Here is a 25,682-nt window from a genome sequence, read left to right on the forward strand (position 1 = left end):
CGGGGTAAAAACGTTATGATGAGGTCAAGTTTTCTACTTTTTGGAGGAAAACATGTCACTTAAATTTTTTCTTCTTACAGACTTTGGTTACGCGGATCCATATGTTGCGCAGATGAAAGGCGTACTCAGCACCTTGGCACCACAGTATCAAATCTTCGATATTACGCACAATCTAGCGCCATTTAATATTGCACAGGCAGGGTTCTTTCTAGACTCTACCATAGATCATCTGCCGCCTTACTCTGTAACCATCTGCGTTGTAGATCCCGGTGTTGGTACAGCCCGTGATATTGTATGCATGGTAATAGATACGAAAGTTGTTCTTGCTCCTGACAATGGCTGCCTGTCATTCCTGCACACCCGTTACCCGAAAGCGCCAATATACCGCATCATGCAGCACCAGCTGCCTCTGGAGCACACTATTCTCACTTCAACATTCCATGGCCGAACCTTATTCTCCCCATTAGCGGCAGATATCGCGCTGCATATTGAACAGCTTTCGTCGTATATGGAATGCACCAGACCAGCACCGTTCAGTAAAGACTCCACGCAGGACTGCAAACTCAAATTATTTCCACCGCTACCAACTGATTCCGAGTCTATTCTAACCCAGTATATGGAACGTAATGACCATTCACGTGCACAAGCTATTGTCATGCTGCCAGAGAGTGTGGCAAAACTGGATAAGAACATTATCGAAACGTATGTGCTACATATAGACACCTTCGGCAATGTGATTCTTGGACTACCAAACGAGACATGGCACAAGCGAATTTCAGATGGCGGCGAGCTGACTTTGTATACACAGACAACCCGCCCGCTCAAATGTGTCTCTGCCTATGCAGAACTTGCAGAAAATCAAATTGGCATCATCTGCGGCAGTCAAGGATACTTAGAAATTGCTTGCAACATGTGTTCAGCAGCGCAATTTATCAACCTAAAGCTAGGCGAACGAATTAGAATAGCTCTCTCTGTTCCGCCCGAGATGTAATAATGCTGACACAGTTCTGGACTAATTATATGACGGCGCTCAGTTTTATGACGCGTCTGGGTTTCGCACGTCTGTACTCTAATGAAGAAATTGCCGCGACCATGCGTCAATTTTATGCTGTCGGGCTGACAGTAGGCATTCTTGTCACCCTGCCATTCGCCCTGGGTGCCTTTTCCCGACACCCATGGATTCAAGCATGGCTTTGGGTATTCCTGTCCATATGGATAACCCGTGCCCTCCACTGGGACGGCTGGGCAGATATCTGGGATGGTTGGGGAAGCTGCGCTCAAGGAGAACGTTTCTGGCAAATTGTTAAAGACAGTAATGTCGGAGCGTTTGGTGCTATTGCCATGGTTATAGGAATCCTCGGACAAACTCTGCTTGCGCATGAACTATTTCAGCTTGGTCACTGGCAGGTTCTCATCTTCGCACCGATTGCAGGTCGTGTAGCAGCAGTTACTATCGGCGGATTGGGGGAAGCGCCGGAAGCCTCCAGACAGGGCCGCCTATTCCTGCAAGGAGCAACGAATTCTACCATTTTAGTACAGACACTCCTCGCTGCTATAACCGGCATCCTTCTCTGCGGAATTCTTCCCACCCTGTACACAACCCTGCTTTGTATCTGTATGCTCTGGTCATATCTACGAGTTGCAAAGGTGCAAGGAGGTATAAACGGTGACTTTCTTGGTGCAACCGTCATCGGTGGCGAACTTATCGCCATGCTCGCATACTTCATCTAACGCTATTCTTCCCCAGACTTTTTTTTGCCAAGCCTTCCTGTTCCAGTCACTTCGGCACGAAACCTGCTACAACAGGTATATATCTAGGTAACATGTCATTCAGTTGACACTACTAGGAAGGCTTATGGCACCATTTAAGTTCAAGTTACAGCAGGTGCTCGAATACCGGACGCAACTGGAAGATCAGGCCAAGCTTGTGTTGGCTGAAGCTCAACGCAAGTACGGAAGACAAGTTCGGCGTGTTGACGGGTTGCGGGAAGCACTAGCCAACAATCAAACGCTCATGAGTACTACGTCTGACCCTGCTCAAACATGGATTATCCGGAATTTTCTGCAAGGTGTGCGTCAAGATATTAGCACGGCAGAACATCGTCTGCTCACACTTGCACAGGAACTGCATTCTGCACGGCAAGATTTGACTGAGAAATCTCAGGAAAAGAAGCTACTGGAAAAACTAAAAGAAAACCAAGCAAAGCGGCACGCACATGATGAAAAGATCAAAGAACAACTCCAGCTCGACGAAACAGCAACACTCAGGTTCAAAGCTCAAGCTTTCTAAAATCTGCAAGCTTCTTGGTTGCGCAATTCTGTTTAAGCTCATTCTCGTAGGCTCTATTGTTTTCGATGCAGACACACAGATTGCTTCTATTTTGCCATCAGGCACTACAGAAAAAGCTAAGACTGTGGCAGAAAATACGTCCCTTACGCTTGAGGAACGCTTTGCACAGGTTAAAGAGAGCTTGCCATCATCTCCGGCAACGCTTACTACCACCAAAGCGCATGCAGAAGAAAAAGAAGTGCCTAAAAAACCTGCTCCGGCACCTAAGGCTGTTGAAGATTCCATGACCCGCGATCTACTCAAAACCAAACAGGTTGAACTGAATAGACGCGAACAGGAACTCACCAGACTTCAGGCCACCATCGACGGAAAGCTTGCAAAATTACAAGCTCTTGAAAAGCGTCTTCAGTCTATGCTCAACAAGGCGAAAGAGACTCAAGATAAAAAGATGAAGCACCTTGTAGACGTGTACTCCAACATGAAAGGAAAACAGGCTGCTCAAGTTCTTGAAACCCTCGATGAACAAATTTCTGTTAAAATTTTGGCTGGCATGCGCGGACGTAAAGCAGGTGAAATCCTGACATTTGTCAGACCGGACAAGGCTGCCCGCCTTTCCGAAGCGCTGACAAATATGCAGTTACCATTTGAGTAGAGAATGCCTCGCATAAAAATTACTGTGGCCTATATTGGCACCCGATACGTGGGCTGGCAAATTCAACCACCTCGAGTTGAACACCCGCAGCCCACAATTCAAGGCGAAATTGAAAAAATTCTGACCGCTGTCACTGGCACTCTTATTAGAGTGCATGGCAGCGGTCGCACTGATTCCGGCGTGCATGCAGACGCTCAGGTCGCGCATTTTGATCTTTCCGAGAAGTGGGCACGTGTAAACTGGCAAAAAATTTTTACAACTAAATTGCCACACGATATTGCTGTAACCAGTGTTGAGACTGTGGATGATGAATTCCACTCCCGATTCAGTGCAAAAGCTAAAAGCTACACATACACCCTATGGCTTAAAAACCAGTATGTACTGCCTACCCGCTACCCGTTCGTATGGAAAACAGGCCCGCTGGACATTGCGGCTATGGAAGCAGCTGCAAGCTATCTACTAGGTGAACACGACTTTGCAACCTACCAGAACGCCGGAACAGAAATTACGAACACAGTCCGAACTATTACCCGCTTCTCTCATAGCTGTCCTGAGTATACGCAACGTGAGCAACTGCCGGACGAGCTTGTCTGGACAGTTGAAGCATCCGGTTTTTTAAAGCAGATGGTGCGCAACCTTATGGGCACCATTGTGGCATGCGGAAGACACAAAATTGCGCCGGAATCCGTCCCCGACATTCTTGCTGCTAAAGACCGTACAGCTGCCCCGGCTACGGCTCCTGCATGCGGCCTCTCTATGCATAAAGTTTTTTATTAAATACCGTGCAAGACTCCATCTACCCACGCCCTCATGCTGAATATCTTCCTGTCTTAATTCAAAATTTTAGTCATTAGACAAAAGAGAAGGCCGGATAAATCCGGCCTTCAGTTGAACACGCATAACCATTTGTCCAAGATACGCGCACCGTGCCCTCTGCACAGTATGAAATTACTGTACGGTTGTTGGTGCATTGTAGCTATTACATTTTTAATGATAATTACTAGCTACGTGTAGCTTGGCTCTTCTTCTTTGACAATCTGGAACGCTTTGTTTGATTTTACCGTGCCACTGATTCCGTGGAACTTTTTTACGCCTTCTATTGTTGCTTCAAGCAAATCATCAGTGTCTGTATCCAACAGGAGAACGTCCCCTGTTTTAAGACGAAGCAACTGGTTACCTGTAATCTTTGATTCACCAAAACGAATCTTCATCTCTACAGGAGTCTCCAGCAAGCGCTCTTTCAAACGTGAAACCCAGGCATGGTCAACTTCCAGACGCTCTGTCTGAAAACTTGCATGCAGCTTGGATCGAATCGGTTCAATAGTTGCGTAAGGCAAACACATAACCATCGACCCGATAGCACTTTCCAGCTCCACTTCAAAGGTAATTACAACCACTACGTCGCTTGGCGGTACAATTGCCGCAAACTGAGGGTTAATCTCTGAACGAACAAGCTCCAGATTAACCTCATGAACAGGACGCCAACTCTCTTCCATGTTGTCCAACGCAATTTTAATAACGCGGTCAACAATTGCCTGCTCAATACGTGTAAATTCACGGCCTTCGATTTTTGGCTGACTTCCCGCACCGCCGAAGAAATTTTCTACCAGCGCAAAGACAAGTCGGGAGTCTACAACGATTATGGCATTACCACGCAGCGGTTCCATTTTAAAAATATTGATACTTGTCGGGACAGGCAAAGAACGCATGAAATCACCAAATTTCGTCATATCAATCGAAATCGGGTTCAGTTCAACGCGCTTACGAACTGCGTTGGACAATGCATTAGTGCAAAGACGGGAAAAACGGTCGTTTACAATCTCAAGAACCGGCATACGTCCGCGGATGATTCTGTCCTGGTTAGCAAGGTCAAATGCGACTATGCCTGTCTCATCTTCCGGAATGTCCGATTCACTTTCGATTTCGCCGCCGGAAAGTCCCCGCAGCAGAGCATCTACTTCGTCTTGTGCTAAGATCTTATTCATACGTCCTGTATCTCCGAAAACCTGTACTCATACAAGTGCTGAACACCTAGTGAGTAATCAAGTAGGAATTTTTTGACACAATATGTGCCTTGATAGATTTGATGCACTATTAATGCCAACACCTAGTCAAGACTCATTGTGAAGTACTTCAGCCCAGATATATGTCGAAAAAAAACAACAACAGGCTACTCAGGAAACTACCACTCTATTTCATTAAGAATATTTTGCCCTAACGACATCAACTTCTTGCTGACTTGCATAACCGAGCATGACAATAGTTTCTGCGACTCCGTATGGACAGGAAGTTGACCTGCGATACTTTTTAACTTTGTCCAGATCACGCTGAGTGATTACTCTTTGACTCACCAGCTCCGTTTCGAAGTTTCGTGTGTCGCTGGGGGTACTGGGACTTGCATCCTTTACCACCTCCTTTTGCGAGCTGGATTCAGCCTTTGCCATGCGCAGTTTACTAATTACGATTTTTTTCTCTTCCCGCTTGGAAATAAGTGCAGCCTGTAACTCCGAAACTTCCCTATGTAACGAACGACGATCTTGCCTTAGTGCATTAATCTTATCGTTAATTTTTGCTGTAGCAAAAAAATTACACCCTGCAGCCAGACATACAAAAATAAGACCGCAGAATCCTAATACCAACAGATCCATTCCCACCTCTTTTCATAAACGTTAGGCTGGAGACAATACACCCCATACTAGTCTTTAGAAAACTGAAACAACGTACCTGCTTTCAAATATCTTCTCAACCTTCAAGTTTAAGCGTAAGAAGAGTCCCGCTTTCTTCCTGACATGTTTTGTGGCATGGTCTTTTTACTATGCAGATTACCATCATTGATTACACCGGTCGGAAAAAGTCCCTTCACGTTTCTCAGGAAGAGCCACATACTTTGGCTCAGGTTATTTTTACCAGCGGACTTGTTCCTGCCCCACCTCTCTGCTCAGGGTTGGGTCAGTGCGGAAAATGCAGAGTACGCTTCGTAGAAAATGCACCATCACCTGTTGGACCTGATACTCTTATCTTTAAAGAACATGCTATTGACGCAGGCTGGCGTCTGGCATGCAGACATGAACCTCAAGACGGTATGGTCATTGAGATTCCTGAAAACACCTACGTCAGGCATGTCGAAATTGCGGAATCCAGTAGCAAGTCATTACACCTTGCTATAGATCTTGGAACCACCAGTATGCACTGGGCCTTGCTTGATGACAAAAAAAGGATTGCATTCGGTTCTGAACCTAACCCTCAGATGGGTGCCGGTTCAGAAATTATGTCACGCCTTAGCTTTGCCGCAACAGAATCCGGTAAAGAAATTTTACAAGATCTTATTGTCTGCAGAATTGCAGAACTTATTACCGAGCTTACTGAAGACTCATTTGGTACTGTAGAATCTATTTCTATCGCTGCAAACCCGGCAATGACGTACCTGCTTCTCGGTCTTGATACTTCAGGTATTGCAACCGCTCCGTACAACCTTACCTACAAGGGTGGAAGCATAGAAAAGATTGGCGACCTGCCTCCGGCATATATTGCACCGTTGGTGGCACCGTTTGTCGGAGGAGATCTGACAGCAGGGCTCGTTGCAATATTGCAAAAAGAACCAGAATACCCCTTCATCCTTGCAGACATGGGCACTAATGGTGAATTCATCCTTGCCCTTAGTCCGGATAATTATCTTGTTACCAGCGTTGCCCTCGGCCCGGCACTGGAAGGCGTCGGTCTGCACTATGGGGCAGCAGCAGCCAAAGGTGTAGCCACTTCATATAAACTAACACCTCAAGGTCTTGTACCATCTGTTATCGATGCTACCTATGCAGACGGCATCAGCGGGACAGGCTACCTTGCTTTAATCCACGCATTACTAAAAGTTAATTTTATTTCCAGCGACGGTCTGTTTATCGAAAAGCAGACCCATGGACTTGGTGTGCGCCTGGCTGACCGTCTGGAAATCCGTCATGGCATTCAGCACTTGGCGTTACCGGACAATATGTTCCTCTCCGCGGAAGATATTGAAGAATTCCTCAAGGTAAAGGCAGCATTCACGTTAGCATTTACCCGTATTATAGAAACAGCAGATATTTCTGCAGCACAATTAAAAAAGATATATCTTGCCGGTGCTCTTGGAGAGCACGCCGCAGTGCAGGATCTCGAAGGATTAGGATTCATTCCGGCTGGAATGGGCTCCAGAGTGGAAGCTGTAAACAACACCTCCTTGCAGGGAGCTGAACTGATGCTTATTGACCCCACCCTACGCAGCATGGCAGAAAGCCTGACCGCAAACTGTGAAGCCATTGATCTCACAACAGACCCCGACTTCACGCAAACATTTATGCGCCACATGCGCTTTACATTTATATGAGCACAGTTCTTTTATTCCCAACAGCAAAAATCCGTAGCGTCTTAGACGGCTACGAAAAAGTATTGAACAAAGCCATGCCTATCAAGGCGGCTCACAAACGCGATCTGCCGTACGCTGTAGCAGATCTTTCCCGTATGCTGACAAACGAACGCGGTGGTATGCGTGCCAACTACTGGTCCACCCCGCGTACTCTTTCTGCATATCTTCGTTTTTTCCTTCCATGGAACCTGTACAGACTGTCATGGCTGCTGCCACAGCTGCACATTCCATTGAAGAACGGTGACACAATATTAGATTTAGGCTCCGGCCCGCTCACTTTTGTGCAGGCATTGTGGCTTAGCCGCCCTGACCTGCGCAACAAGGACCTCACATTCATATGCACCGACGTGGCAAAAAAACCTATGGAACACGGACGTCGCATTTTTGAAGCAATGGCAGGTGTTGAACCGGGCAAAGGGCCTTGGAAAATCAAATTAGTCCGTGAAACGCTGGAAAAAAGTTTACGCAACAATTATGGCAAAATGGCACTAGTTGCCGGTGCCAACGTATTGAATGAACTTTCCGCTAACCGTGGGCAAACCATGGAAGACCGCTTCCTCGACCTCGCGAACAACATGGCTGGTGCCTGTAAAGAAGACGGTTCAATCCTGTTTGTTGAACCGGGCACTCGCCTCGGCGGAAAAATTATAGGACTTACCCGTGAAGGTCTTCTTGAAACAGGCTACCTGCCGCAGGCTCCGTGTCCTCATGAAATGGAATGTCCAATGCTTGACCGTAGCGCAACAAGCTGGTGTCACTTCAACATGACAGCAGACCATGCGCCAATGTGGCTCCGCGACCTTACCCAGCGAGCCCGTATGAACCGTAAAAACGTAAGCCTCAGCTTCCTTCTGGCAAGCAAGGCTAATCCTGAATACGGAGAAAATGTACGCGTGCTTTCTGACCCAGTCCTCATTCCGGGAAGAAAACAGAAGGCGCGTTACGCCTGTTCTAACAAAGGTATTGCTTTGCTACACGAAGCTGAGAGCTTCGAAAGCGGCAGCCTTGTCGATGTTGAGTGGCAGGACAAGCCACTTCGAGATGCAAAATCTGGCGCTTTGGAAGTTTTTCCACGTCGTTAATAGTTATATTACAGGAAGATGCAATGCGCGTTGTTGATTTAGGACTCATTTCCTATGCAGATGCTGAAAAGATTCAAAAGGAAACTCTGGCAGAAGTTGTTGAAGGAGCAGAAGAAACACTTTTTATCCTTGAACATCCGCCAGTGATTACACTTGGCCGTAACGGCGGCAGAGAAAATCTGCATGTCAGCGATGAGTTTCTTCAACAACAAAACATTGAGCTTGCCCAATCCTCGCGAGGCGGCAATATTACCTGCCATTTCCCCGGTCAGCTGGTCGCGTATCCAATCTTTCGCGTTGCTAAAAAACCGGGTGGAATGCGCGGGCTCTTTACAGACCTTGAAGAGGTCGTCATACGTACCTGTTCTCATTACGGATTGAAAACCACCAGGCAGGAAGGCAGACCCGGTGTATGGATCGAGAACAGAAAAATTTGTTCCATCGGCATTGCGATGCGTAAATGGACAAGCTACCACGGACTTGCATTCAACGTTTTAAACGACGTCGATTTATTTTCTTTAATCACTCTTTGCGGCCTTGCAGATGCAGAACCTACTTCGCTCGAAAAGGAACTTGGCCGCAATGACATAGACATGCAGGAAGTGAAACATGTGCTCACAGAAACGTTCAGAACCGTATTTGCGGATTCCGCCTTGGCTCAGGGTTAAGATACCTTGTAATAAAACATACACAGCAACAACAGAGCTGGTAAAAGACCTCAATCTTAATACGGTATGCCAAAGTGCCAAGTGTCCGAACATGTTCGAGTGCTTCACGGCGCATACGGCAACGTTTTTGATTATGGGCAAAACATGCACCCGTAACTGTGCATTTTGTAATATCAGCAACGACCCTGTTGAAAAACTTGATGCCGATGAACCGGCTCGAGTGGCTGAAGCCGCAAAACGTCTCGGGCTGAAGCATGTGGTTATCACTTCTGTAACCCGCGACGACTTAATCGACGGCGGTGCAGAACACTTTGCCAAAACAATCCGTGCGGTTCGAGAAACTGTCGCGGATTGCAGCATAGAAGTACTTATCCCTGATTTTCAAGGAAGCGGAGCTTCACTCAAAATGGTTATTGATGCCCAACCGGATATCATCAACCACAATGTAGAAACTCCGCCTATGCATTACGACACTATTCGTCCACAAGCGGACTACGAGCAAAGCTTAACGCTGCTTAAACGAGTTAAGGAAGCAGGCTGCCGCTCCAAATCCGGCCTCATGGTAGGACTTGGCGAAACGGATGAAGAAGTACGTGGGGTTATCGACAACCTCGCAGCAATTGATTGTGACATCGTGACCATTGGACAGTATATGCGCCCTTCCCGTCTGCATCCGGAAGTCAAGCGCTACGTACATCCTGAGGTATTTGAAGAATACGCAGAATACGGCAAAAGCAAAGGCATTAAACACATGTTCAGCGCCCCTCTTGTCCGCTCTTCATACAACGCGGCAATGTTTGCCGAAGAACAGAAAACAGAAGAATGTACCTCACCTAATTAAAAACCAAACTTCGTATAGCCACTAAAAAACGCTCTTTGCTTTTTTACTATAAACAGCAAAGAGCGTTTTCTATATTTTCTCTTAGTCACAAAAGTCCTGACGAAAAACCTCATCAAATATTCAGACAAACGCATTCTGTACGCTGATCACACTAACGTATACGAAAGGTGTAAGGTGCAGACAGAAAACGCGGCGAAAATATCTACAGAAGAGAATATAAGGGCTTCAATTTAATCTGACGCATCTTCCCATTCTATCCCCTGAAGTGCTAATTTCTGGGATCGTGAGATATAATTTTCTACTTCACCAAATGCCCATTCCTGCCAACATTGCATCGGAGTTACTGCTCTTACATGGTGGCTCTCGCTACATCTTTTACACCGGATAGGATCTTTTTTAGGAATCCACCCATGCACATCTTTAGGGCATGTTTCTTTTGCTCTATCTGCAGATAAAATCTGAAATGCCCTATTCAGTTTCCATTCTCGAACTTCCTCTGAAGAGGCATTATCCAAATAAAAGATGCGGGCTCTAGCGTCTTCTATTATCCAAGGCAAAAAATTACCATTATCGCGCATACTGACTCCCATTTAACAACACTACTACTCTTCTGTATTGAAAAATCCCGAATTCCCAACTCCGGTAAGTCACAGCCACTTCTTTCAACATACCACAACACAAAACGTTCTTAAAGAGTGTCTAAAAAATTCTATCTCTGAACTCTTCATCCTACGGGGCATGCCTATGCGCTGCGCCAGCAGTGTGCTCATGCTGAATCTTGATAACGGATTCGGAATCTCTTGCGCGGATTGTAAAAAAGTATTCCCTGCAACACCTGATATTTTAGTAAAAAATACTCCAAAAGAATCAGTAACCCCCTTTCTTAGCTTGGCCCGAAAAAAGGAAATCCCTCACCTTTTCCGCTTGCCATTCTTCCTGTAATCTTTCTATAGTTTCGGGGAATGTTTCAGGAACCTGTGTACAGCTTTCTAAGAAATAAAAGTGCATATCTTGTTTTATATTTTGCTTTTTAAACAGGAACATAAAGAACTATTGAGTATAATTTTGTATTTCTCAGAGGCTGTAATAACTGCTTTATAGAACGTTTGTTATACGCCGGCATCCTTCTTAAGCATAGCGGCATGAATTTCGTATCGCTTACGTTGTATGAGCGCACAAAACAACATACAGCACAAAACCTGTTGGCCTCACTAATAGTTGGGTGACACTGCCAGTTATATTAATTGCACTAAGAGGAGGCGCACCGAACTGAAATTTTCTGCGATCCGCAGCTCAAACAATGGTCTCTCATTTACGTGTAAGGTTTGCATCTTCCATGCTGTTTATACTGGGGAAGCTCTTCTTTTCTGGTAATCGCAGCACTTCCCGTCAACGGCTTATCCCCAGAGAAAATCATTATGAATGCACATCCCAAAGACATGTTACACGAAATACTCGGCGCAGCACTTACAGCAGTCGCGCCAGACAAAGCCGTCAAAAAATTTGTATCCCTTGATGGGGAAGCATTACTCATTGACGACGTAACCTATTACCTCAATACATTTGAGAATATTTATGTTGTCGGAGCCGGTAAAGGAGCAGCCCCTATGGCAGCCCAACTGGAAGAAATACTCGGCGACAGAATTACCGATGGCGTTATCTGTGTAAAATACGGTCATACAGTTCCGCTCCGTATTATCCGTACCATTGAAGGGGCTCACCCTGTTCCCGATGCAAACGGAGAACGCGGCGCTCGGGCAATCCTTGATCTAGTTACAAAAACCGGAAAAAAAGACCTTATACTTTGCTGCATTACAGGTGGAGCAAGTGCTCTTACACCTGCACTGGTAGAGGGGATATCTTTAGACGAAGGCAAGAAGGCTACACAACTGCTTCTGGAATGTGGCGCGACAATTAATGAAATCAATGCAATACGCAAACACATGTCTATATTCGGAAGCGGCAACCTCGCGCGTGCTGCATATCCTGCCCAGCTTGCAGCATTAATCATTTCAGATGTTGTCGGCGACAATTTAGACGTCATAGCCTCCGGCCCCACATCTCCTGACAACTCTACCTTCAAAGACTGTATGGATATTTTTGAACGCTACAAGCTGATCGACAAAGTACATGTCAACATATTGGCGCACATGAAAAAAGGCGCGGAAGGAACTATCTACGAAACCCCTAAAGCCGGTGATCCTGTATTTGATTCCGTACAGAACCTTCTTGTTGCAACCAATGAGCAAGCACTGCATGCCGCCGCAGCAAAAGCTAAAGACCTTGGCTATACTCCACGCATTATTACTTCAAAAATGACAGGAGAAGCACGGACTGTGGCAAAAGACATCGCTAAGCAGGCAAAAAAAGCTGCTGGAGCTAAAAAAGAAAAGCTCTGTTTGCTATCCGGCGGCGAAACCACGGTTACACTGACAGGAAAAGGACTCGGCGGGAGAAATCAAGAGATGGCTCTGGCAGCAGCAGTCGCCCTTGACGGATGCCCTAATATTGCCATGCTGTGTGCTGGAACAGACGGTTCTGACGGCCCAACCGATGCAGCAGGTGGATTTGCGCTTCCAGACTCGCTAACACGCGCAAAAGAATGCCAAGTATGTCCGAAAATTTATCTGGCCGATAACGACTCTTACAATTATCTAAAAAGTACCGGCGATCTTTTGCAAACCGGCCCGACGTTAACCAACGTCATGGATATCTGCATTACGTTAGTCCAACACGGCCCCTTTTAAAGAATACGCTTCAAATACACAGAAAAAATCCCGGATTGACACAAGTCAATCCGGGATTTTTATATTCAAAGCAATAAATATGCTTGAACAGTACACTGATAGCCAGTGTATCAGATTGATAGCAAACTTACACAGTGCAGCGTTGCCTCAAAAACGAAAACTATGAATCTACACAGTGTCCAATTTTTCTCACGCATAGCTTTGCGCGTAGTTATTTCAATCTGTAAAGTGCAACAGGCAACAGCCTGAATGCATCAGGCAAGTTCAAAGAATTATTTTACAACTTCTTTGAGGGTCTTACCTGGAGTAAACTTAACAACTTTAGTTGCTGCAATCTCAATTTCATCACCAGTGCGAGGGTTGCGGCCTTTACGTGCTGCACGCTCAACAACTTTGAAGCTACCGAAGCCGGTGAATACTACAGAATCGCCATCCATGAGTGCTTCAGTGATAGTATCAATAGTAGATTCGAGTACAGTTTCAGCCTGAGATTTAGAAGCAAGGTTAGCTTTAGTAAAAAGCTTTTCTACAAATTCAGCTTTTGTCATGAAGTTCTCCGTTACATAATGTATGAGTTTAACAGATCAGAAGATCTGATAATTTCTAATGAGACGCTCGCGTCAGCAAAGAGCAATCGCAAAGCTTAGTCAGTTTGTCAACAACGAATCCCCCGAAAACTGTTAATTCTCAGGCATTGAGAGCTTTTTGCGGCTTTTTTAGCCCGATTTGCACGTTCATTCATCTTCAACAATGTCAATAAGGTACCTCTGACAACCACAATACACTAAATTCAGGCTCTAACACGCCCTCACAGGCCTCCATTTTTAAACGTATACTCATGGGTTGCTGTTACACACCATTTCGCTATACAAGTAAGCTCATTACAAGGAGCATTCTACAATGGAAGTTGTTATTGAAAGGCTACCCGACATCCGTGTAGCAGCCGTTCGAGGAATTGGCCCTTACACCAGTTCTGTCCCACAAACGTGGAGTCAGCTTTCCCTGTGGATTGCCAAAAACAACTTGCTGTCACAAAATTCAATATTCTTTGGGTTGCGCCACGACTCCACAACCACATCAAAAAATCAACTACGATACGACGCAGCTGTAAGCATTTCTGAAGAAATCGATTCCTCCGGCATAGCCAGAGAAATTTACATCTCCGGTGGCGAATTCGCCATGTACACCCATCAAGGCTCATACAGTACTCTGGATGATGCATGGCACAAGCTGTATTGGGAATGGCTCCCTTCCAGCGGCAGAACGCCTGCCGACCACCCAAACATTGAAATCTATCTAACTGATACGACCTTTTCTGCCGATACAGAAATATTAACAAGGCTATTACTGCCACTTCAGCCCATTTAAACTTCTGGAGGCCACATGTTTCGCGCTCACCGATCTTTAGTATTTATCCTTTGCGCTGTACTGCTGACCATTTCCGGCTGTGCATCCTCTAAAGTGCTCTTACGGTACGTCCCTGCAAACGAACTCCCTGCTGTACAAACACAGCACAACGCCAACGTCGGCCTAGTACAATTCACCGACGCTCGTTCCACACTGATTCTCGGCATTGATAATGACAAAGAGCTAACTCCAGTTACCAATGTCGCAGCATGGGTTACACGAGGACTTGAGAACGAACTGGTACGTCAGGGTGCAACTGTTGAATACGTCCTTACTCCTAACCAGATTGCATCATTTCCTACTCGTGTAACTGGCACAATTTCACAGCTTAAAATTACTCCGCTTTCTGTTGCAGAGTACCGGGGAGAGATTACACTCTCTATTGCCGTCAATAACGGGTTACCAACTACCTACAAGGCAACAGTTATTAAGCAAGGAGTACCTTACACAAATATCATCGAACCATTACTCGCAGAGTTATTACAAGAAGCAATTACACCTGCTGTTCCAATAATTCTTGCCGAAAAGTAACACTATGTTGAAATTTAGCCCCCTTACTGCCACATTTGCTCTCGTAAGCCTGTGCATCTGCACATCCTTTCCAGCATATGCAACACCTGAGCCTCTTGAGCCGGTGCCCTTTTCACACACAGTAAAAATTGCCTATGGCTACTCGCTTACTGAGCAAGCAGCCACAGTTATAGCAGAAGCATTTGCCCTGCACGGAGCGTTCACTCGTGCATCACAATGGATCGAACACCGTCAGCAAATTGCTCGGGGATCTGAAACCACACCAGCGCTTGCAGCAAAAGAAGAAACCATTGCAGCTAATCAGCTTTACAAATTTCATCGATCAAAGATCTTCCGCTCCAAAGACATTGACGGCAACTACATTAACGTTGAAGTAACAATCTCCCCGATTGAACAATTCGATGAAAAGCACCTTCTTGCACTAAAACCGACAAGCCGCGCCAAAATCTTTGAAGCTATTTTCATGGCCGAAGAAAGCTACCTGCAAGAATTTTCAACCAAAACCTTTAACGACAAACAGCACACGTTCCTGCTTAGCCTTAACGCTAACTCGAAGTTCTTTTTCGACAATATCGCAAACAGACTGCGAGCTCTCAAAGCATACAGAAAGCTTGTGCCTGAATACACTCAAGGCACTTGGAAGAACCCCAAACAGAAGCTCAAAGAAGTTAGTCTGCTCCTGAATTCCGCTCCAGAAGAGCCTATTTTGCTACATGCGAAAGGGAGCATACTGTTTCAGTTAAAAAATACCATTGAAGCTATCCGTTACTTCAATGATGCCATCGACCTAGAGCCCAACCTTGTAGTAGCTCTGCACGACAGAGGCACAGCCTATGTTCGGGCAAATCTCCCTGACATGGCACTCGTAGATTATGACAAGGCTATATTGCTTTCACCTAATAACCCGCACCTGTATATCTCGCATGGCTCGGCAGATCTTGTACTTAAAGACTACGAATCAATGTGCAAAAACTACCGTAAAGGCTGCAGTCTAGGGCTTTGCAACGAACTCAACTGGGGGATCGCCCGCGGCATGTGTAAGAAATAACCTGCAGTTTTTTCTTTCTTTAAATAGGTAGGTCTTCGGCGGGCATGGGGCCAGAGCGCCTCGACTGTGATTAGCGAGAAAATTATCTTCTTAATGGACATTTCGAGTTACTGGCAATGTAATAAAAAAGGGTAGAGTTTTTACTCCACCCTTTTTTTGTTTTTCTGGAACAATATGTAATCATCTCATTGTCAATCGCATGTCAGCATAACTAATTGCATCATACTTTTCTTATTAAAATATTATTCACAAACCTCATCTTTCATCATTCTAGTCTCCCCTGCTCCCCGACAAACAAAAGACGAGTCGGCCGTGCCCGAGGGGTAAGGGGCACGGCCGACGCTGCAAGGGAGGAGGATGAGTTGTGTGGCATCGCTGCCTTGCCACACGCAAGTCAACTGCTGCCTGTCGACTTGGACTAACTCTGCTGTCTCCGCAAACCTTCGGAAACAAGCATCCATGTATCCACCATACCCTGAAAAAAGGACTTCGCCATTATATTCTGCGTTCTAAGCTACTACTTTTTTTATGTTTAGGCAGGGTACATATAAAAAAACTTACAAAGCATAACTAGGCATACTCCTTGTGTATTCAAGACATTCTCCCAAATAAATATCTTGTACAGAATAACCCGCCCTATCAACAGGATAACACCAGCCTTATACAAAGAGCGAAGAGAGAGCTAAGACACTCCAGAGGGCTGCCTAACCACATGAGGTTACCTTGATAATCATTTTTTGAGGGAGTATGATTTATGAATGATAGATATTAACCGGACTATCCCAACGGTACTTTCGCGTGTTGCGTCATTAGAAAAATCGCATGGAATTCGTATTGCCACATTCAAAAAAGATCGACACATCACCATACGACGCATCAATAAAACCACACTGCACATTGCAAGGCATGGATTTACCGACGCCGAGTACGAACTGGATGAAAGTAAGTTGAAAAAAGAAATGAAGACACTACTCAAGCAGGAATTCCCACGCAGCAATAAAGTGCATCTGAGTTCTGTCTCGAATGAAGAATAAAAAAACTGCTATGACAACACGAGTTCAGAACCTTCGCGCATGGCAAAACATAAAAGCCTTGGAGAACGTTGTGCTGCTTCGCGCTTACACGTCTCAACAATATCAAAAAGCTGCTCATCTGTGCGATCTGAATCGTGATGAAAGAGACCAAGTTGCTGTACACCTGCTGCAATAGCCAGTTCCAGAGCCTGCCGCCACGAAGAATGTCCCCGCCCCTTACAACTAAGATACTCATCACAAGTATATTGGGCATCGTGTATGAGCAAATCTACTCCACTACATAACCGCACGTACGCTGCAAAATCCATGTGCGCGCCATGATCGAATCCTATTTCGTTATCAGGCAGATACACTACCGTTTTGCCCCGATCAGCAATCTTGAATCCAACACACCCTCCGGGATGTGATGCAGGGATAGACGTCACAAACGCACTCCCTATTTTTGTAATATGTCCAAGTTCCAATGCAGGGTTCCAATCAATACGTGCTCCCACGGGACGAGTAGAATACGGAGAAAATATCTGTGCTTCACGAGTGTCACATATTTTTTCCAGTTTATCCCGCAACTCTTTATGCTCAAAAACTGTTACCCGGGTGTTTGTTTCATACAGAGGTTCAAAAAAAGGTAATCCGGCCAAATGATCATCATGCGCGTGTGTAAGCAAAAGAGTATATTCTAAGCGTTGTTCTTTCAGTAAGGTCCAACCTAACTTTCGAATACCTGTCCCGGCATCACAAATGATCACAGACTGGTCATACGTGCGAATCTCAAGGCAAGGTGTTGCTCCACCATGAAACTGCATCTGTGTACCGGAAGTTGGAATATTACCGCGAGCCCCCCAACATCGAACAAACATACGCTCTCCTCTGGAATGAGTTCTCAGAATATATACTTCAATCATACAATCTAATTCCAGATTGGTACATTACATAAATGCTCGTTTACAGCTAATGATGTATATAGATAACTCTGCATACTCCAACTGGCGAAGAAGCTAAAATCCCCTTGCACAACGGCCATCTTCCAGCCACAATTTGAAAAACATGCATTGCTGCAACAGTATCATATTCAGAACGTTGACAACGTTATCTGCTTAGATCTGAAAGGAGAATATATGTACGATACTCCCACACTAGAACGCTACGCCGAAGTACTTTTCTGGGCACTCTCAAGAGCCCGGACTTCACCATATAAAAAAAGTGATTTTATTCTGGTAAATTATGACATTGACGGGCTCTCTCTAGCAGAAGAGGTCTGCTCACTGCTTCACGACAAAGGAATGATTCCTATCCCCAGAATGAATGAAACTCCCCGTATGCAGGTGGACAGATACACCAAAGCAAACAATAAACGCCTCACTACAATCTTCCCGGGGCAGCGCGACTTATATAACCATCTTAATGGATCAATTTCCATTTACGCTCCTGCTTCACTCGCGCATTTGTCAAATATCGATCCAGAACTCATCGCTATGTATAGCAAAGCGCAACAACCGTTACGCGGTATTATGCAAACCCGTGAAGACATGGGGGCATTCAGCTGGACATTATGCATGTATCCTACACAGGCGTTAGCTGCACAGGCAGGTATTACTCTTGAGGAATATGCACGGCAGATTGAAATGGCATGTTACCTTAATAAACCTGAACCCACAGTCCAATGGCGTCAATTTGCCAAAAAAGTTGATGAACTCACTGAATGGCTGGACAGTTTCGGGGATTGTGCAATGCACGTTGAATCGGCTTCGGTCGATCTGAATGTCCGAATAGGTCAACACCGCAAATGGGTAGGTTTCACGGGCCGCAACATTCCTTCATTCGAACTGTATGTTTCGCCGGACATGCGCCACACAAATGGTGTCTATAAATCCACGCTACCGACGTTCCGTTCCGGAAACATTATTGGGGATATTCAGTTAATATTTAAGGATGGGCGTGTCACTAAAGTCACAGCAGATCACAATCAGGCATTTGTTGAGCAACAGCTTAATCAAGACCCCGGTGCTGCATTAGTTGGTGAATTTGCACTGGTAGACAAACGCTTTTCTCCCATCTCCAAATTTATGGCCAACACTCTATACGATGAAAACCATGGTGGAGAAAACGGCTCTATGCATATTGCGTTAGGTAATTCTTATGCGAACACGTTTAGCGGCCATGCAGAACAATTAACAGAAGATACACGTAAAAATCTTGGATTCAACTCATCCTCACTGCATTGGGACTTAGTTAATACAGAAGAAAAAAGAGTTGTAGCGCAACTTCCAAACGGTGAACGGAAAACAATTTATGAAAATGGTAAGTTCTCGCTATAAAAGCTTATTTAAAGCATCCTGTTGTACACAACGCTTGTACTTATCATTTTATATTGACTTCAATTCATCACCTACCATACTAAATAAGCAGACATACTATTTTGTGGGCGCACATTTTTGTAATGCGCCCACTTCATTTTTAGAATCACTCTAAAAATAATGAAGGTAGGGGGGAGGCATGGAAACCAGTACAGTAAGCACAGAAGACCTCAAAGAAATTATCTATCACAAAAATTTGAAAGTGGGTACTTACTGGATTCTTTTTTCTTCATGTATTCTGCAAGTATTAAACGCTTACTATCTTTTTCTAGGCTTTAATCTTCTTACACCATTAGGTATTGCATGCAATACTATCCACACAGCCTTCCTTATCATCAGTGCAATATGCATTAAATTTGCATTCAAAAGCAAACGTGCATCGCACCATAGCTGGATCATCTCTGCATTTTGCATTGGTCTTTTCTGGGCTATTTCCACAGTAAACACCGTTTATTTCTGGAACCAGCCTGAGCCGGCCTCACGTGGAATTGTTATCGGTGCTTTTTCACTTGTCATAGGATGGTATGCGCGCCCGGCCTTGTTGCTAACAGCCTTTCCTACAATGCTTGCTGCCTACATTTACCTGATTGTCGGGTTCAGCGACAAGACACATCTTGGTCTGCTGCTTTCGATACTCAAATTCCCTGCGCTCATGCTCGCAAGTCTGTACACTCTTCGATACTGGCTTTCTTTCTGCATGGAAAAATTTGTTGAAAACGAAATCCTCACTGAAAAGCTTGAAGCCATGGTCCGGATAGATGAGCTCACCAAAATTGCAAACCGCAAAGGGTACAACGAAGCACTGGAGCAAGCATTAGAAGTCGCACAACGCTTTGGCAAGCCGCTCACCCTGTTGCTCATTGATGTTGACTACTTCAAGCAATACAACGACCACCTCGGTCATCAGGCCGGTGATCGCTGCATTAAAGCTATTGCAAAAGTTTTGTCCAACCATGCACGTCGTGCAATCGACACCGCAGCCCGCATCGGTGGTGAAGAGTTTGCTTTAATCCTCCCCTCCTGTGATCAGTATCAAGCTACAACCATTGCGGATAAGATACAGGAAACCCTTGCAAATCAGATGATCTACCATCCTGCTTCCCCGATCAGCCCCAATGTAACAATCAGCATAGGTATTTCAGAATACGTTCCAAATGATACTTCCGGTACACTCTACAACAAAGCGGACATGGCGTTGTATGAAGCGAAACATCATGGACGAAACTGTTTTGTTGTGGCCACAGATATTCAAAACAATAGCCAATCGCTTGATGCCGTGTAATTTTTTCTTGCCCGTCAACAACAAAGAGGGCACCATCCTCCCTATGGAACACATTCTTATCAAAGTTTATGGAAGCATTTCAAATGCTAGTCCAGAACTCTACGCAGCTGCGCTGGAAATGGTACAAGAACAGAACGAAGATGCTGTTGAACTGGACGGTACATTCTTCACGATCAGCTTTGAAGGCATTTACTTTATGATGAATGAATTCATTGCTGCCATCAAACCACACCTCACTAACGACTGTACCGGACGCATTGACTACATTGACGTTGATGAATGGAGCTTAACTCGATTCTGGATAGAAGGCGGGCTTATTACGCAAAACACTGCCGATTTAAACCATGTTATGGATCATTCCGGACATTAACGCATAAAAAATACGCTAAACTTAATAGCGTTTTTTTTCATGCAGTTCTATACAACCAATTTTGTTTTAATTTGGTATAATTTCCCCTTACAGAGATTCTCCCCCCTTCACACGTAAGGAAGTCCATGCACGATTCCGCAACAATATTCTTTGCATTTGGCCTCACTCTTTTCGCCGGTCTGGCAACAGGCATCGGCTCTATGCTTGCCTTTTTCACAAAAAGAACAAACACAGGGTTCCTTTCTGTCGCATTAGGATTTTCAGCCGGAGTAATGCTTTATGTGTCGTTCATAGAGATATTCGTGAAGGCAAAGGTAGAACTGCAGTCTGAACTCGGCGAAGTATATGGCATGTGGGCAACTGTTGCCGCGTTCTTTGGCGGTATGCTTTTCATTGGTATTATCGACAGGTTAGTCCCAGCTGAAGAAAACCCGCATGAGATCCATAACGTTGAAGAAATTGACTCTCTCGAAGTAATAATAAAAAGAGAAACACCAGAGCAAAAAGATAGAAAATTGCTTAGAATGGGTGTTTTTACAGCGCTTGCAATCGGTATTCACAATTTTCCGGAAGGGCTTGCAACGTTTACAGCAGCACTATCCGACCCTAACCTCGGGTTTGCCATTGCTGTAGCTATAGCAATCCACAATATCCCAGAAGGAATCGCTGTTTCGGTTCCTATCTACTATGCAACAGAGAGCAGAGGCAAAGCTTTTACTCTGTCCTTCCTTTCCGGTCTGGCCGAACCGGTTGGCGCAATCATCGGTTATCTGTTGCTTATGCCCTTCCTCTCACCAACAGTTTTCGGCATTGTCTTCGCCAGCGTTGCAGGAATCATGGTATTCATCTCTCTGGATGAATTACTTCCAACCGCACAGGCGTACGGTGAGCACCACCTGTCCATATATGGACTGGTAGCCGGTATGGCTGTTATGGCAATTAGCCTGCTACTTTTTTTGTAGGGAGAGTCTCACCATACCGTCCTGCACCATGCGCCATGCGGTTCACGTTTGCATCTTCATAGGAATCAAGCGTATACAGACGAATTTTATTAGAACGGGGAAACTCTTTTTTTAACAGAGTTTTCAACAGACGTTTAACCTGTTCTGTATTCTGATTGTCCCAAACTTCCTGATAAAAACCATCTTCAACAACACGAAAAGAATCTTCGCCACAACATACAATTACGACAGAACGATTACGCTTGAACGAGCGCATATCTACACACTGCCCAACGTTCAGCTTCTTCATACGCTTCAATACAGAATCAATTGAAGTCTGTTTACTTGTCATTACATTTCTCCAACAACATGACTTCTACAACGCACCGAAATGGGGTCTATTTTCCCCAGAAAAGAACTCTGCAAAGCCCCCAACGTCATATACTACGTACGTGACAATACGCCTTCAATACCAAGCAAGTAACGCTTCATACTTACCCCCTGACCAGAAAAGCCGCCGAGCCCTGATGCAGCCACAACACGGTGACACGGAATAATCAACGGCCAGCGGTTTCGCGCCATCACCTGCCCAACCCCACGCGCTGCGTTGGGACTTCCCGCAAGAGCTGCGAGTTCACCGTAAGAAACCGTTTCTCCATATGGCACCTGCATCAAAGCAGTCAGAACATTCTGACCAAACGGCGTCATTTTTTCGAGGGCAAATGGAAGATCAGGCCACTGAACATGCTCGCCTAATTCATAACGCAACAGACAATCGCGCAATTGCTTCCCAATATCTGACAACTCTTCAGTTGAGTTTTCTCCATTTGCCCATAAGAGAGACAGCTCAACCAGCTTTCCTTCCTGCCAGTTAAGAATAAGGCGAAGTCTAGTACCTACGATTTGTTCAATTTCTGGTAAAAACATATTCACTCACGCGCTACAATGTACGTATTGCTGCAAAAGGTTATCGCTCCAAAAAGCCCATCTTTTCAGCAACAGCATCATACTCGATGTCCCATTGCTCACGCAGACGCCTCGGCAAATTCTCTCTAATCGTGAACCACAACGGAACATGTTGCGGAGCGTCTACTTCTTTCCCTTGCCACACATCTTGTTCTACGAGTTCAGCCATAATTTTATCCACCAACGCACGCTTAGAAATTCCCCAGTGCGGAGCAAGCAACTCTCCTACCCAAGCGTCACCTGTAAGCCTCTGGATAACAACGGTGCTGGGAACTTTAGGTACAGCACGAACTATGGCATCGATAAATTCTTCCTCGGTCATTGGAAAATATTCACCACTCCGCCACATTTTTGCCAGCACTGTATTATCTGCCACGTACAAGCTATGAAATTTTATACCACGTACAGGAAGCGCACTCACCATCTCCACTGTACGCAAAAAATCTTCTGTTGTTTCGTCCGGTAACCCTGCAATTAAATGCGCACAGACCTTAATACCCCGTTCTGCTGCAAGAGTGACAGCGTGAACAAAATCTTCGTAGGTATGCCCGCGATTTATGAGTGACAATGTACGATCATGTGCGGACTGAAGCCCCAGTTCAAGCCATATTTCATCTAAATCCTGCTTTGCGATGATATCCAATTTTTCTTCATCAACACAATCAGGACGAGTGCCGATAGACACGCCCATAACACCCTGTAAGGATGCGATAGAAGTAAGATTTTTAGAGAGTTTTTCAGCAGGCCCATAAGTATTGGAAAAAGACTGCAAATAGGCTATAAACAATTTCGCGTTTTGGGAGCGTGTATATTTATTATACCAGGAATCCCACTGATCATTCAAATTCATCCCCTGGAGACCCATTCCAGACCCCGAACCAGAAGGATTGCAGAAGATGCAACCGGAACGGGAAAGAGTACCGTCTCGATTAGGACAAGTCGCCCCGGCATCCAGAGGGATTTTTTGTACACGTTCACCAAAACGGTAGCGAAAGTAAGTTGCCAATTGGAGATATCTATTCATATTTCTGAATTATTCTCTAATTTACAAGTTTTCAACAGGTTACGATGTAACAAGACACATCTGATTGACCAAAGCAAGCGAGAGCATATGGCCAACGCATTAAATTTTCTTCTTGGAATGTTTTCCAACGACCTTGCTATTGACCTTGGTACCGCAAACACCTGCGTTTACGTAAAAGGGCAAGGCATTGTACTGCGCGAGCCTTCCGTAGTTGCTGTTAAAAAAGACAACCGCGGCGGCAGCGTTGTACTTGCTGTCGGGCAGGATGCCAAGCGCATGCTTGGACGTACCCCGGGTAACATTCAAGCGATTCGTCCTATGAAAGACGGCGTTATCGCAGATTTTGAAATTACGGAAGCTATGCTCCGTCATTTCATCACCAAAGTCCACAATTCTCGTCGCCTTGTACGCCCGAGAATTATTATCTGCGTACCGACCGGTATTACTCAGGTTGAAAAACGCGCAGTTAAAGAATCTGCACAAAGTGCCGGTGCCCGTGAAGTATACCTTATTGAGGAACCAATGGCAGCTGCAATTGGAGCTAATCTCCCGATTCAGGAGCCTACCTCCAACATGGTAGTAGACATCGGTGGCGGCACCACGGAAGTTGCAGTAATCTCCCTTTCCGGTGTTGTTTATTCCAAATCTGTACGCGTTGGCGGTGACAAAATGGACGAAGCCATTATGACACACGTTAAACGCAAATACAGCATGCTCATTGGTGAAGCGACTGCAGAAGACATCAAAATTAAAATTGCTTCTGCATACGCGATGCCGGCGGAAGAAACTCTGGAAGTAAAAGGTCGCGACCTTGTAACAGGTATCCCGCAACACATAACTATTACTTCTGAAGAAATCCGTAAGGCTATTGCAGAACAGGTTGATTCCATTGTACAGGCTGTGCGCATTGCACTGGAACAGACTCCTCCGGAACTTGCAGCTGACATCGTAGACCGCGGCATTGTTCTTACTGGCGGCGGTGCGCTGCTTAAAGGCCTTGACCAGCTTCTTCGCGAAGAAACTTCCCTGCCTATTACCGTAGTGGATGACCCGCTCTCCACAGTTGTAATGGGCACAGGCAAGGCTCTTGATAACTTGGACATTTTGAAGGAGGTAACGGTCGATTAACTCTTCACTGAAACGCATCCTCATTTTTCTGTTCGCCGCTCTTCTTCTGTACCTGCTGTTACTCTCATGGAACATGCGTTCCGGTGCAGTAGATCGATTTGCTGCCAATACAGGGTTAGAGTTCACCGGTGCTGTGTTAAAGCCCGGGAAATGGGTTGTACACAATGCTACAGACCTGTGGAATGAATATATCTACCTGCAAGATGTACAGCAAGAAAACGCCCGACTGTTGACGCAAGTAAAAAACCTGAGTTTTGAGCTTGCTGACGCCAGAGAAAATGTTGCCGAGTTAAAACGACTTAGAGCACTTATGCACCTCTCTCCACCTCCTATGTGGGACAGAGTGGCTGCTCGTGTGCTTTCGTACCGAATCGGAGTTCAGGCAGAACTGGACTCTATAATCCTTGATAAAGGCTACATGAATGGCGCAGAAAAAAACACACCTGTCGTCACTCATGAAGGTGTTGTAGGCCGTATTGTTAAAGCTGGCCCTACTACATCCTCTGCTCTGCTGCTTACTGACCTTAACAGCCGCATTGCTGTTATCAGCAGTCACAACAGAACTAGAGGCCTGCTTGTGGGCTCTGGATCCCGCGACGAACTGCAACTTAAATATGTTCCTATCAACGCTGAGCTTGAAGAAGGGGAACTACTTGTAACGTCCGGTCTTGCAGGTGCATACCCTAAGGGTTTGCCTATTGCTAAAATCGTATCCATTACGCATTCAGATATTTCGCTTTTTAAAACGGTAAAGGCTAAACCGCTTGCCGGTTTGAGCAACCTTGAAGAAATCATTTTGCTACAGGCGCCCCCTGTAACTGCAGAGAGCGAAGCAACGTCTTTATCTGAAGAAAAAAACTCTTCAAAAAAAGTTGAACAGAATGCCACTCACTAGCGCGAGTTTCATACGCGGAAAAGGTT

General features: G+C 45.4%; 28 protein-coding genes. 20 read left to right on the forward strand and 8 right to left on the reverse strand.

Annotation, left to right across the window (positions count from 1 at the left end):
* Positions 1-52: 52 nt before the first annotated feature.
* From F461_RS18500 to truA, 5 genes are all read left to right on the forward strand, one after another.
* A complete protein-coding gene (locus tag F461_RS18500) occupies positions 53-991 on the forward strand; it encodes an SAM hydrolase/SAM-dependent halogenase family protein (RefSeq protein WP_019999880.1) in 939 nt (312 codons plus the stop codon).
* A 2-nt stretch (positions 992-993) separates the two neighbouring features.
* Positions 994-1,731: an adenosylcobinamide-GDP ribazoletransferase gene (locus tag F461_RS0104080; RefSeq protein WP_034606082.1), complete on the forward strand. Its 738-nt coding sequence runs from the start codon at positions 994-996 to the stop codon at positions 1,729-1,731.
* Between the two features lie 124 nt (positions 1,732-1,855).
* Positions 1,856-2,290 carry a flagellar export protein FliJ gene (gene fliJ, locus F461_RS0104085; protein ID WP_019999882.1) on the forward strand — a complete coding sequence of 145 codons (435 nt, stop codon included), beginning with the start codon at positions 1,856-1,858 and terminating at the stop codon, positions 2,288-2,290.
* On the forward strand, positions 2,217-2,942 hold the full coding sequence (locus F461_RS0104090) for a MotE family protein (protein WP_019999883.1): 726 nt from the start codon (positions 2,217-2,219) through the stop codon (positions 2,940-2,942). The genes fliJ and F461_RS0104090 overlap by 74 nt, the downstream gene beginning before the upstream one ends.
* 3 nt (positions 2,943-2,945) lie before the next feature.
* A complete protein-coding gene (truA, locus tag F461_RS0104095) occupies positions 2,946-3,719 on the forward strand; it encodes a tRNA pseudouridine(38-40) synthase TruA (RefSeq protein ID WP_019999884.1) in 774 nt (257 codons plus the stop codon).
* Between the two features lie 227 nt (positions 3,720-3,946).
* Here truA and fliM read toward each other — a convergent pair whose 3' ends face one another.
* Together fliM and F461_RS0104105 are read right to left on the reverse strand one after the other, a co-directional pair.
* Positions 3,947-4,927 (reverse strand): flagellar motor switch protein FliM, encoded by a 981-nt coding sequence (fliM, locus tag F461_RS0104100; protein WP_019999885.1) that lies wholly within the window; start codon positions 4,925-4,927, stop codon positions 3,947-3,949.
* A 213-nt stretch (positions 4,928-5,140) separates the two neighbouring features.
* The gene (locus F461_RS0104105) at positions 5,141-5,590 is read right to left on the reverse strand and encodes a hypothetical protein (protein ID WP_019999886.1); all 450 of its coding nucleotides are present in this window, start codon (positions 5,588-5,590) and stop codon (positions 5,141-5,143) included.
* Between the two features lie 167 nt (positions 5,591-5,757).
* On the opposite strand from F461_RS0104105, the gene F461_RS0104110 reads away from it, so the two are divergent.
* The 4 genes from F461_RS0104110 to lipA are packed head-to-tail and all read left to right on the forward strand — an operon-like array spanning position 5,758 to position 9,929.
* Positions 5,758-7,299, forward strand: a complete 1,542-nt coding sequence (locus F461_RS0104110; protein ID WP_019999887.1) for an ASKHA domain-containing protein — start codon at positions 5,758-5,760, stop codon at positions 7,297-7,299.
* On the forward strand, positions 7,296-8,420 hold the full coding sequence (locus F461_RS0104115) for a small ribosomal subunit Rsm22 family protein (protein ID WP_019999888.1): 1,125 nt from the start codon (positions 7,296-7,298) through the stop codon (positions 8,418-8,420). Before F461_RS0104110 ends, F461_RS0104115 begins: the two co-directional genes overlap by 4 nt.
* A 23-nt stretch (positions 8,421-8,443) precedes the next feature.
* On the forward strand, positions 8,444-9,088 hold the full coding sequence (gene lipB / locus F461_RS0104120; protein WP_019999889.1) for a lipoyl(octanoyl) transferase LipB: 645 nt from the start codon (positions 8,444-8,446) through the stop codon (positions 9,086-9,088).
* Positions 9,030-9,929, forward strand: coding sequence for a lipoyl synthase (gene lipA, locus F461_RS0104125; RefSeq protein WP_019999890.1), 900 nt, complete (start codon positions 9,030-9,032; stop codon positions 9,927-9,929). Before lipB ends, lipA begins: the two co-directional genes overlap by 59 nt.
* 230 nt (positions 9,930-10,159) lie before the next feature.
* Here the strand turns inward: lipA and F461_RS0104130 are convergent, their stop codons facing one another.
* Positions 10,160-10,507, reverse strand: coding sequence for a hypothetical protein (locus tag F461_RS0104130; RefSeq protein WP_019999891.1), 348 nt, complete (start codon positions 10,505-10,507; stop codon positions 10,160-10,162).
* Between the two features lie 840 nt (positions 10,508-11,347).
* Between F461_RS0104130 and F461_RS0104140 the strand changes: the two genes are divergently transcribed.
* Entirely contained in the window at positions 11,348-12,676 is a 1,329-nt protein-coding gene (locus F461_RS0104140; protein ID WP_019999893.1) for a glycerate kinase type-2 family protein, read from the forward strand.
* A 272-nt stretch (positions 12,677-12,948) separates the two neighbouring features.
* Here the strand turns inward: F461_RS0104140 and F461_RS0104145 are convergent, their stop codons facing one another.
* Complete coding sequence (locus F461_RS0104145; RefSeq protein ID WP_019999894.1) at positions 12,949-13,224, reverse strand: HU family DNA-binding protein; 276 nt, start codon at positions 13,222-13,224, stop codon at positions 12,949-12,951.
* A gap of 352 nt (positions 13,225-13,576) precedes the next feature.
* Here F461_RS0104145 and F461_RS0104150 point away from each other — a divergent pair, with 352 nt between their 5' ends.
* From F461_RS0104150 to F461_RS0104170, 4 genes are all read left to right on the forward strand, one after another.
* Positions 13,577-14,044, forward strand: a complete 468-nt coding sequence (locus F461_RS0104150; RefSeq protein ID WP_019999895.1) for an AraC family transcriptional regulator — start codon at positions 13,577-13,579, stop codon at positions 14,042-14,044.
* 15 nt (positions 14,045-14,059) lie between these two features.
* Positions 14,060-14,614: a YajG family lipoprotein gene (locus F461_RS0104155; protein ID WP_019999896.1), complete on the forward strand. Its 555-nt coding sequence runs from the start codon at positions 14,060-14,062 to the stop codon at positions 14,612-14,614.
* Between the two features lie 4 nt (positions 14,615-14,618).
* A complete protein-coding gene (locus F461_RS0104160; protein WP_019999897.1) occupies positions 14,619-15,662 on the forward strand; it encodes a tetratricopeptide repeat protein in 1,044 nt (347 codons plus the stop codon).
* Positions 15,663-16,420: 758 nt separating this feature from the next.
* Positions 16,421-16,696: a hypothetical protein gene (locus F461_RS0104170; RefSeq protein ID WP_019999899.1), complete on the forward strand. Its 276-nt coding sequence runs from the start codon at positions 16,421-16,423 to the stop codon at positions 16,694-16,696.
* A gap of 8 nt (positions 16,697-16,704) precedes the next feature.
* Here the strand turns inward: F461_RS0104170 and F461_RS0104175 are convergent, their stop codons facing one another.
* On the reverse strand, positions 16,705-17,553 hold the full coding sequence (locus F461_RS0104175) for an MBL fold metallo-hydrolase (RefSeq protein WP_019999900.1): 849 nt from the start codon (positions 17,551-17,553) through the stop codon (positions 16,705-16,707).
* A 258-nt stretch (positions 17,554-17,811) separates the two neighbouring features.
* Between F461_RS0104175 and F461_RS0104180 the strand changes: the two genes are divergently transcribed.
* The 4 genes from F461_RS0104180 (at position 17,812) to zupT (ending at position 21,664) form a co-directional block, all read left to right on the forward strand.
* Complete coding sequence (locus F461_RS0104180; protein ID WP_019999901.1) at positions 17,812-19,011, forward strand: aminopeptidase; 1,200 nt, start codon at positions 17,812-17,814, stop codon at positions 19,009-19,011.
* Between the two features lie 178 nt (positions 19,012-19,189).
* Positions 19,190-20,332, forward strand: a complete 1,143-nt coding sequence (locus F461_RS18505) for a GGDEF domain-containing protein (protein WP_019999902.1) — start codon at positions 19,190-19,192, stop codon at positions 20,330-20,332.
* 43 nt (positions 20,333-20,375) lie between these two features.
* The gene (locus F461_RS0104190) at positions 20,376-20,702 is read left to right on the forward strand and encodes a hypothetical protein (protein ID WP_019999903.1); all 327 of its coding nucleotides are present in this window, start codon (positions 20,376-20,378) and stop codon (positions 20,700-20,702) included.
* A gap of 125 nt (positions 20,703-20,827) precedes the next feature.
* A complete protein-coding gene (gene zupT / locus F461_RS0104195; RefSeq protein WP_019999904.1) occupies positions 20,828-21,664 on the forward strand; it encodes a zinc transporter ZupT in 837 nt (278 codons plus the stop codon).
* Here zupT and F461_RS0104200 read toward each other — a convergent pair.
* From F461_RS0104200 to mnmL, 3 genes are all read right to left on the reverse strand, one after another.
* Positions 21,642-21,995: a hypothetical protein gene (locus F461_RS0104200; RefSeq protein WP_019999905.1), complete on the reverse strand. Its 354-nt coding sequence runs from the start codon at positions 21,993-21,995 to the stop codon at positions 21,642-21,644. The genes zupT and F461_RS0104200 overlap by 23 nt on opposite strands.
* Positions 21,996-22,087: 92 nt before the next feature.
* Positions 22,088-22,570, reverse strand: a complete 483-nt coding sequence (locus F461_RS0104205) for a methylated-DNA--[protein]-cysteine S-methyltransferase (RefSeq protein ID WP_019999906.1) — start codon at positions 22,568-22,570, stop codon at positions 22,088-22,090.
* 40 nt (positions 22,571-22,610) lie between these two features.
* Positions 22,611-23,633 carry a tRNA modification radical SAM protein MnmL/YtqA gene (gene mnmL / locus F461_RS0104210; protein WP_019999907.1) on the reverse strand — a complete coding sequence of 341 codons (1,023 nt, stop codon included), beginning with the start codon at positions 23,631-23,633 and terminating at the stop codon, positions 22,611-22,613.
* 87 nt (positions 23,634-23,720) lie between these two features.
* Between mnmL and F461_RS0104215 the strand changes: the two genes are divergently transcribed.
* Together F461_RS0104215 and mreC are read left to right on the forward strand one after the other, a co-directional pair.
* Entirely contained in the window at positions 23,721-24,761 is a 1,041-nt protein-coding gene (locus F461_RS0104215) for a rod shape-determining protein (protein WP_019999908.1), read from the forward strand.
* A gap of 73 nt (positions 24,762-24,834) precedes the next feature.
* The gene (gene mreC / locus F461_RS17055) at positions 24,835-25,656 is read left to right on the forward strand and encodes a rod shape-determining protein MreC (protein ID WP_019999909.1); all 822 of its coding nucleotides are present in this window, start codon (positions 24,835-24,837) and stop codon (positions 25,654-25,656) included.
* Positions 25,657-25,682: the final 26 nt, after the last annotated feature.

This window comes from Halodesulfovibrio aestuarii DSM 17919 = ATCC 29578 (assembly GCF_000384815.1).
GTDB lineage: Bacteria > Desulfobacterota > Desulfovibrionia > Desulfovibrionales > Desulfovibrionaceae > Halodesulfovibrio > Halodesulfovibrio aestuarii.

Coding starts and splice junctions, on each gene's coding strand:
- lipA (WP_019999890.1), top strand. CDS start 9,030: ATGTGCTCACAGAAACGTTCAGAACCGTATTTGCGGATTCCGCCTTGG.
- F461_RS0104215 (WP_019999908.1), top strand. CDS start 23,721: ATGGCCAACGCATTAAATTTTCTTCTTGGAATGTTTTCCAACGACCTT.
- F461_RS0104105 (WP_019999886.1), bottom strand. CDS start 5,590: ATGGATCTGTTGGTATTAGGATTCTGCGGTCTTATTTTTGTATGTCTG.
- F461_RS0104190 (WP_019999903.1), top strand. CDS start 20,376: ATGGAACACATTCTTATCAAAGTTTATGGAAGCATTTCAAATGCTAGT.
- F461_RS0104080 (WP_034606082.1), top strand. CDS start 994: ATGCTGACACAGTTCTGGACTAATTATATGACGGCGCTCAGTTTTATG.
- F461_RS0104115 (WP_019999888.1), top strand. CDS start 7,296: ATGAGCACAGTTCTTTTATTCCCAACAGCAAAAATCCGTAGCGTCTTA.
- lipB (WP_019999889.1), top strand. CDS start 8,444: ATGCGCGTTGTTGATTTAGGACTCATTTCCTATGCAGATGCTGAAAAG.
- zupT (WP_019999904.1), top strand. CDS start 20,828: ATGCACGATTCCGCAACAATATTCTTTGCATTTGGCCTCACTCTTTTC.
- F461_RS0104170 (WP_019999899.1), top strand. CDS start 16,421: ATGATAGATATTAACCGGACTATCCCAACGGTACTTTCGCGTGTTGCG.
- mreC (WP_019999909.1), top strand. CDS start 24,835: ATGCGTTCCGGTGCAGTAGATCGATTTGCTGCCAATACAGGGTTAGAG.
- F461_RS0104140 (WP_019999893.1), top strand. CDS start 11,348: ATGAATGCACATCCCAAAGACATGTTACACGAAATACTCGGCGCAGCA.
- F461_RS0104145 (WP_019999894.1), bottom strand. CDS start 13,224: ATGACAAAAGCTGAATTTGTAGAAAAGCTTTTTACTAAAGCTAACCTT.
- mnmL (WP_019999907.1), bottom strand. CDS start 23,633: ATGAATAGATATCTCCAATTGGCAACTTACTTTCGCTACCGTTTTGGT.
- F461_RS0104160 (WP_019999897.1), top strand. CDS start 14,619: ATGTTGAAATTTAGCCCCCTTACTGCCACATTTGCTCTCGTAAGCCTG.
- F461_RS0104200 (WP_019999905.1), bottom strand. CDS start 21,995: ATGACAAGTAAACAGACTTCAATTGATTCTGTATTGAAGCGTATGAAG.
- F461_RS0104110 (WP_019999887.1), top strand. CDS start 5,758: ATGCAGATTACCATCATTGATTACACCGGTCGGAAAAAGTCCCTTCAC.
- F461_RS18500 (WP_019999880.1), top strand. CDS start 53: ATGTCACTTAAATTTTTTCTTCTTACAGACTTTGGTTACGCGGATCCA.
- F461_RS0104205 (WP_019999906.1), bottom strand. CDS start 22,570: ATGTTTTTACCAGAAATTGAACAAATCGTAGGTACTAGACTTCGCCTT.
- F461_RS18505 (WP_019999902.1), top strand. CDS start 19,190: ATGGAAACCAGTACAGTAAGCACAGAAGACCTCAAAGAAATTATCTAT.
- F461_RS0104130 (WP_019999891.1), bottom strand. CDS start 10,507: ATGCGCGATAATGGTAATTTTTTGCCTTGGATAATAGAAGACGCTAGA.
- fliM (WP_019999885.1), bottom strand. CDS start 4,927: ATGAATAAGATCTTAGCACAAGACGAAGTAGATGCTCTGCTGCGGGGA.
- F461_RS0104150 (WP_019999895.1), top strand. CDS start 13,577: ATGGAAGTTGTTATTGAAAGGCTACCCGACATCCGTGTAGCAGCCGTT.
- F461_RS0104155 (WP_019999896.1), top strand. CDS start 14,060: ATGTTTCGCGCTCACCGATCTTTAGTATTTATCCTTTGCGCTGTACTG.
- F461_RS0104175 (WP_019999900.1), bottom strand. CDS start 17,553: ATGTTTGTTCGATGTTGGGGGGCTCGCGGTAATATTCCAACTTCCGGT.
- fliJ (WP_019999882.1), top strand. CDS start 1,856: ATGGCACCATTTAAGTTCAAGTTACAGCAGGTGCTCGAATACCGGACG.
- F461_RS0104180 (WP_019999901.1), top strand. CDS start 17,812: ATGTACGATACTCCCACACTAGAACGCTACGCCGAAGTACTTTTCTGG.
- F461_RS0104090 (WP_019999883.1), top strand. CDS start 2,217: ATGATGAAAAGATCAAAGAACAACTCCAGCTCGACGAAACAGCAACAC.
- truA (WP_019999884.1), top strand. CDS start 2,946: ATGCCTCGCATAAAAATTACTGTGGCCTATATTGGCACCCGATACGTG.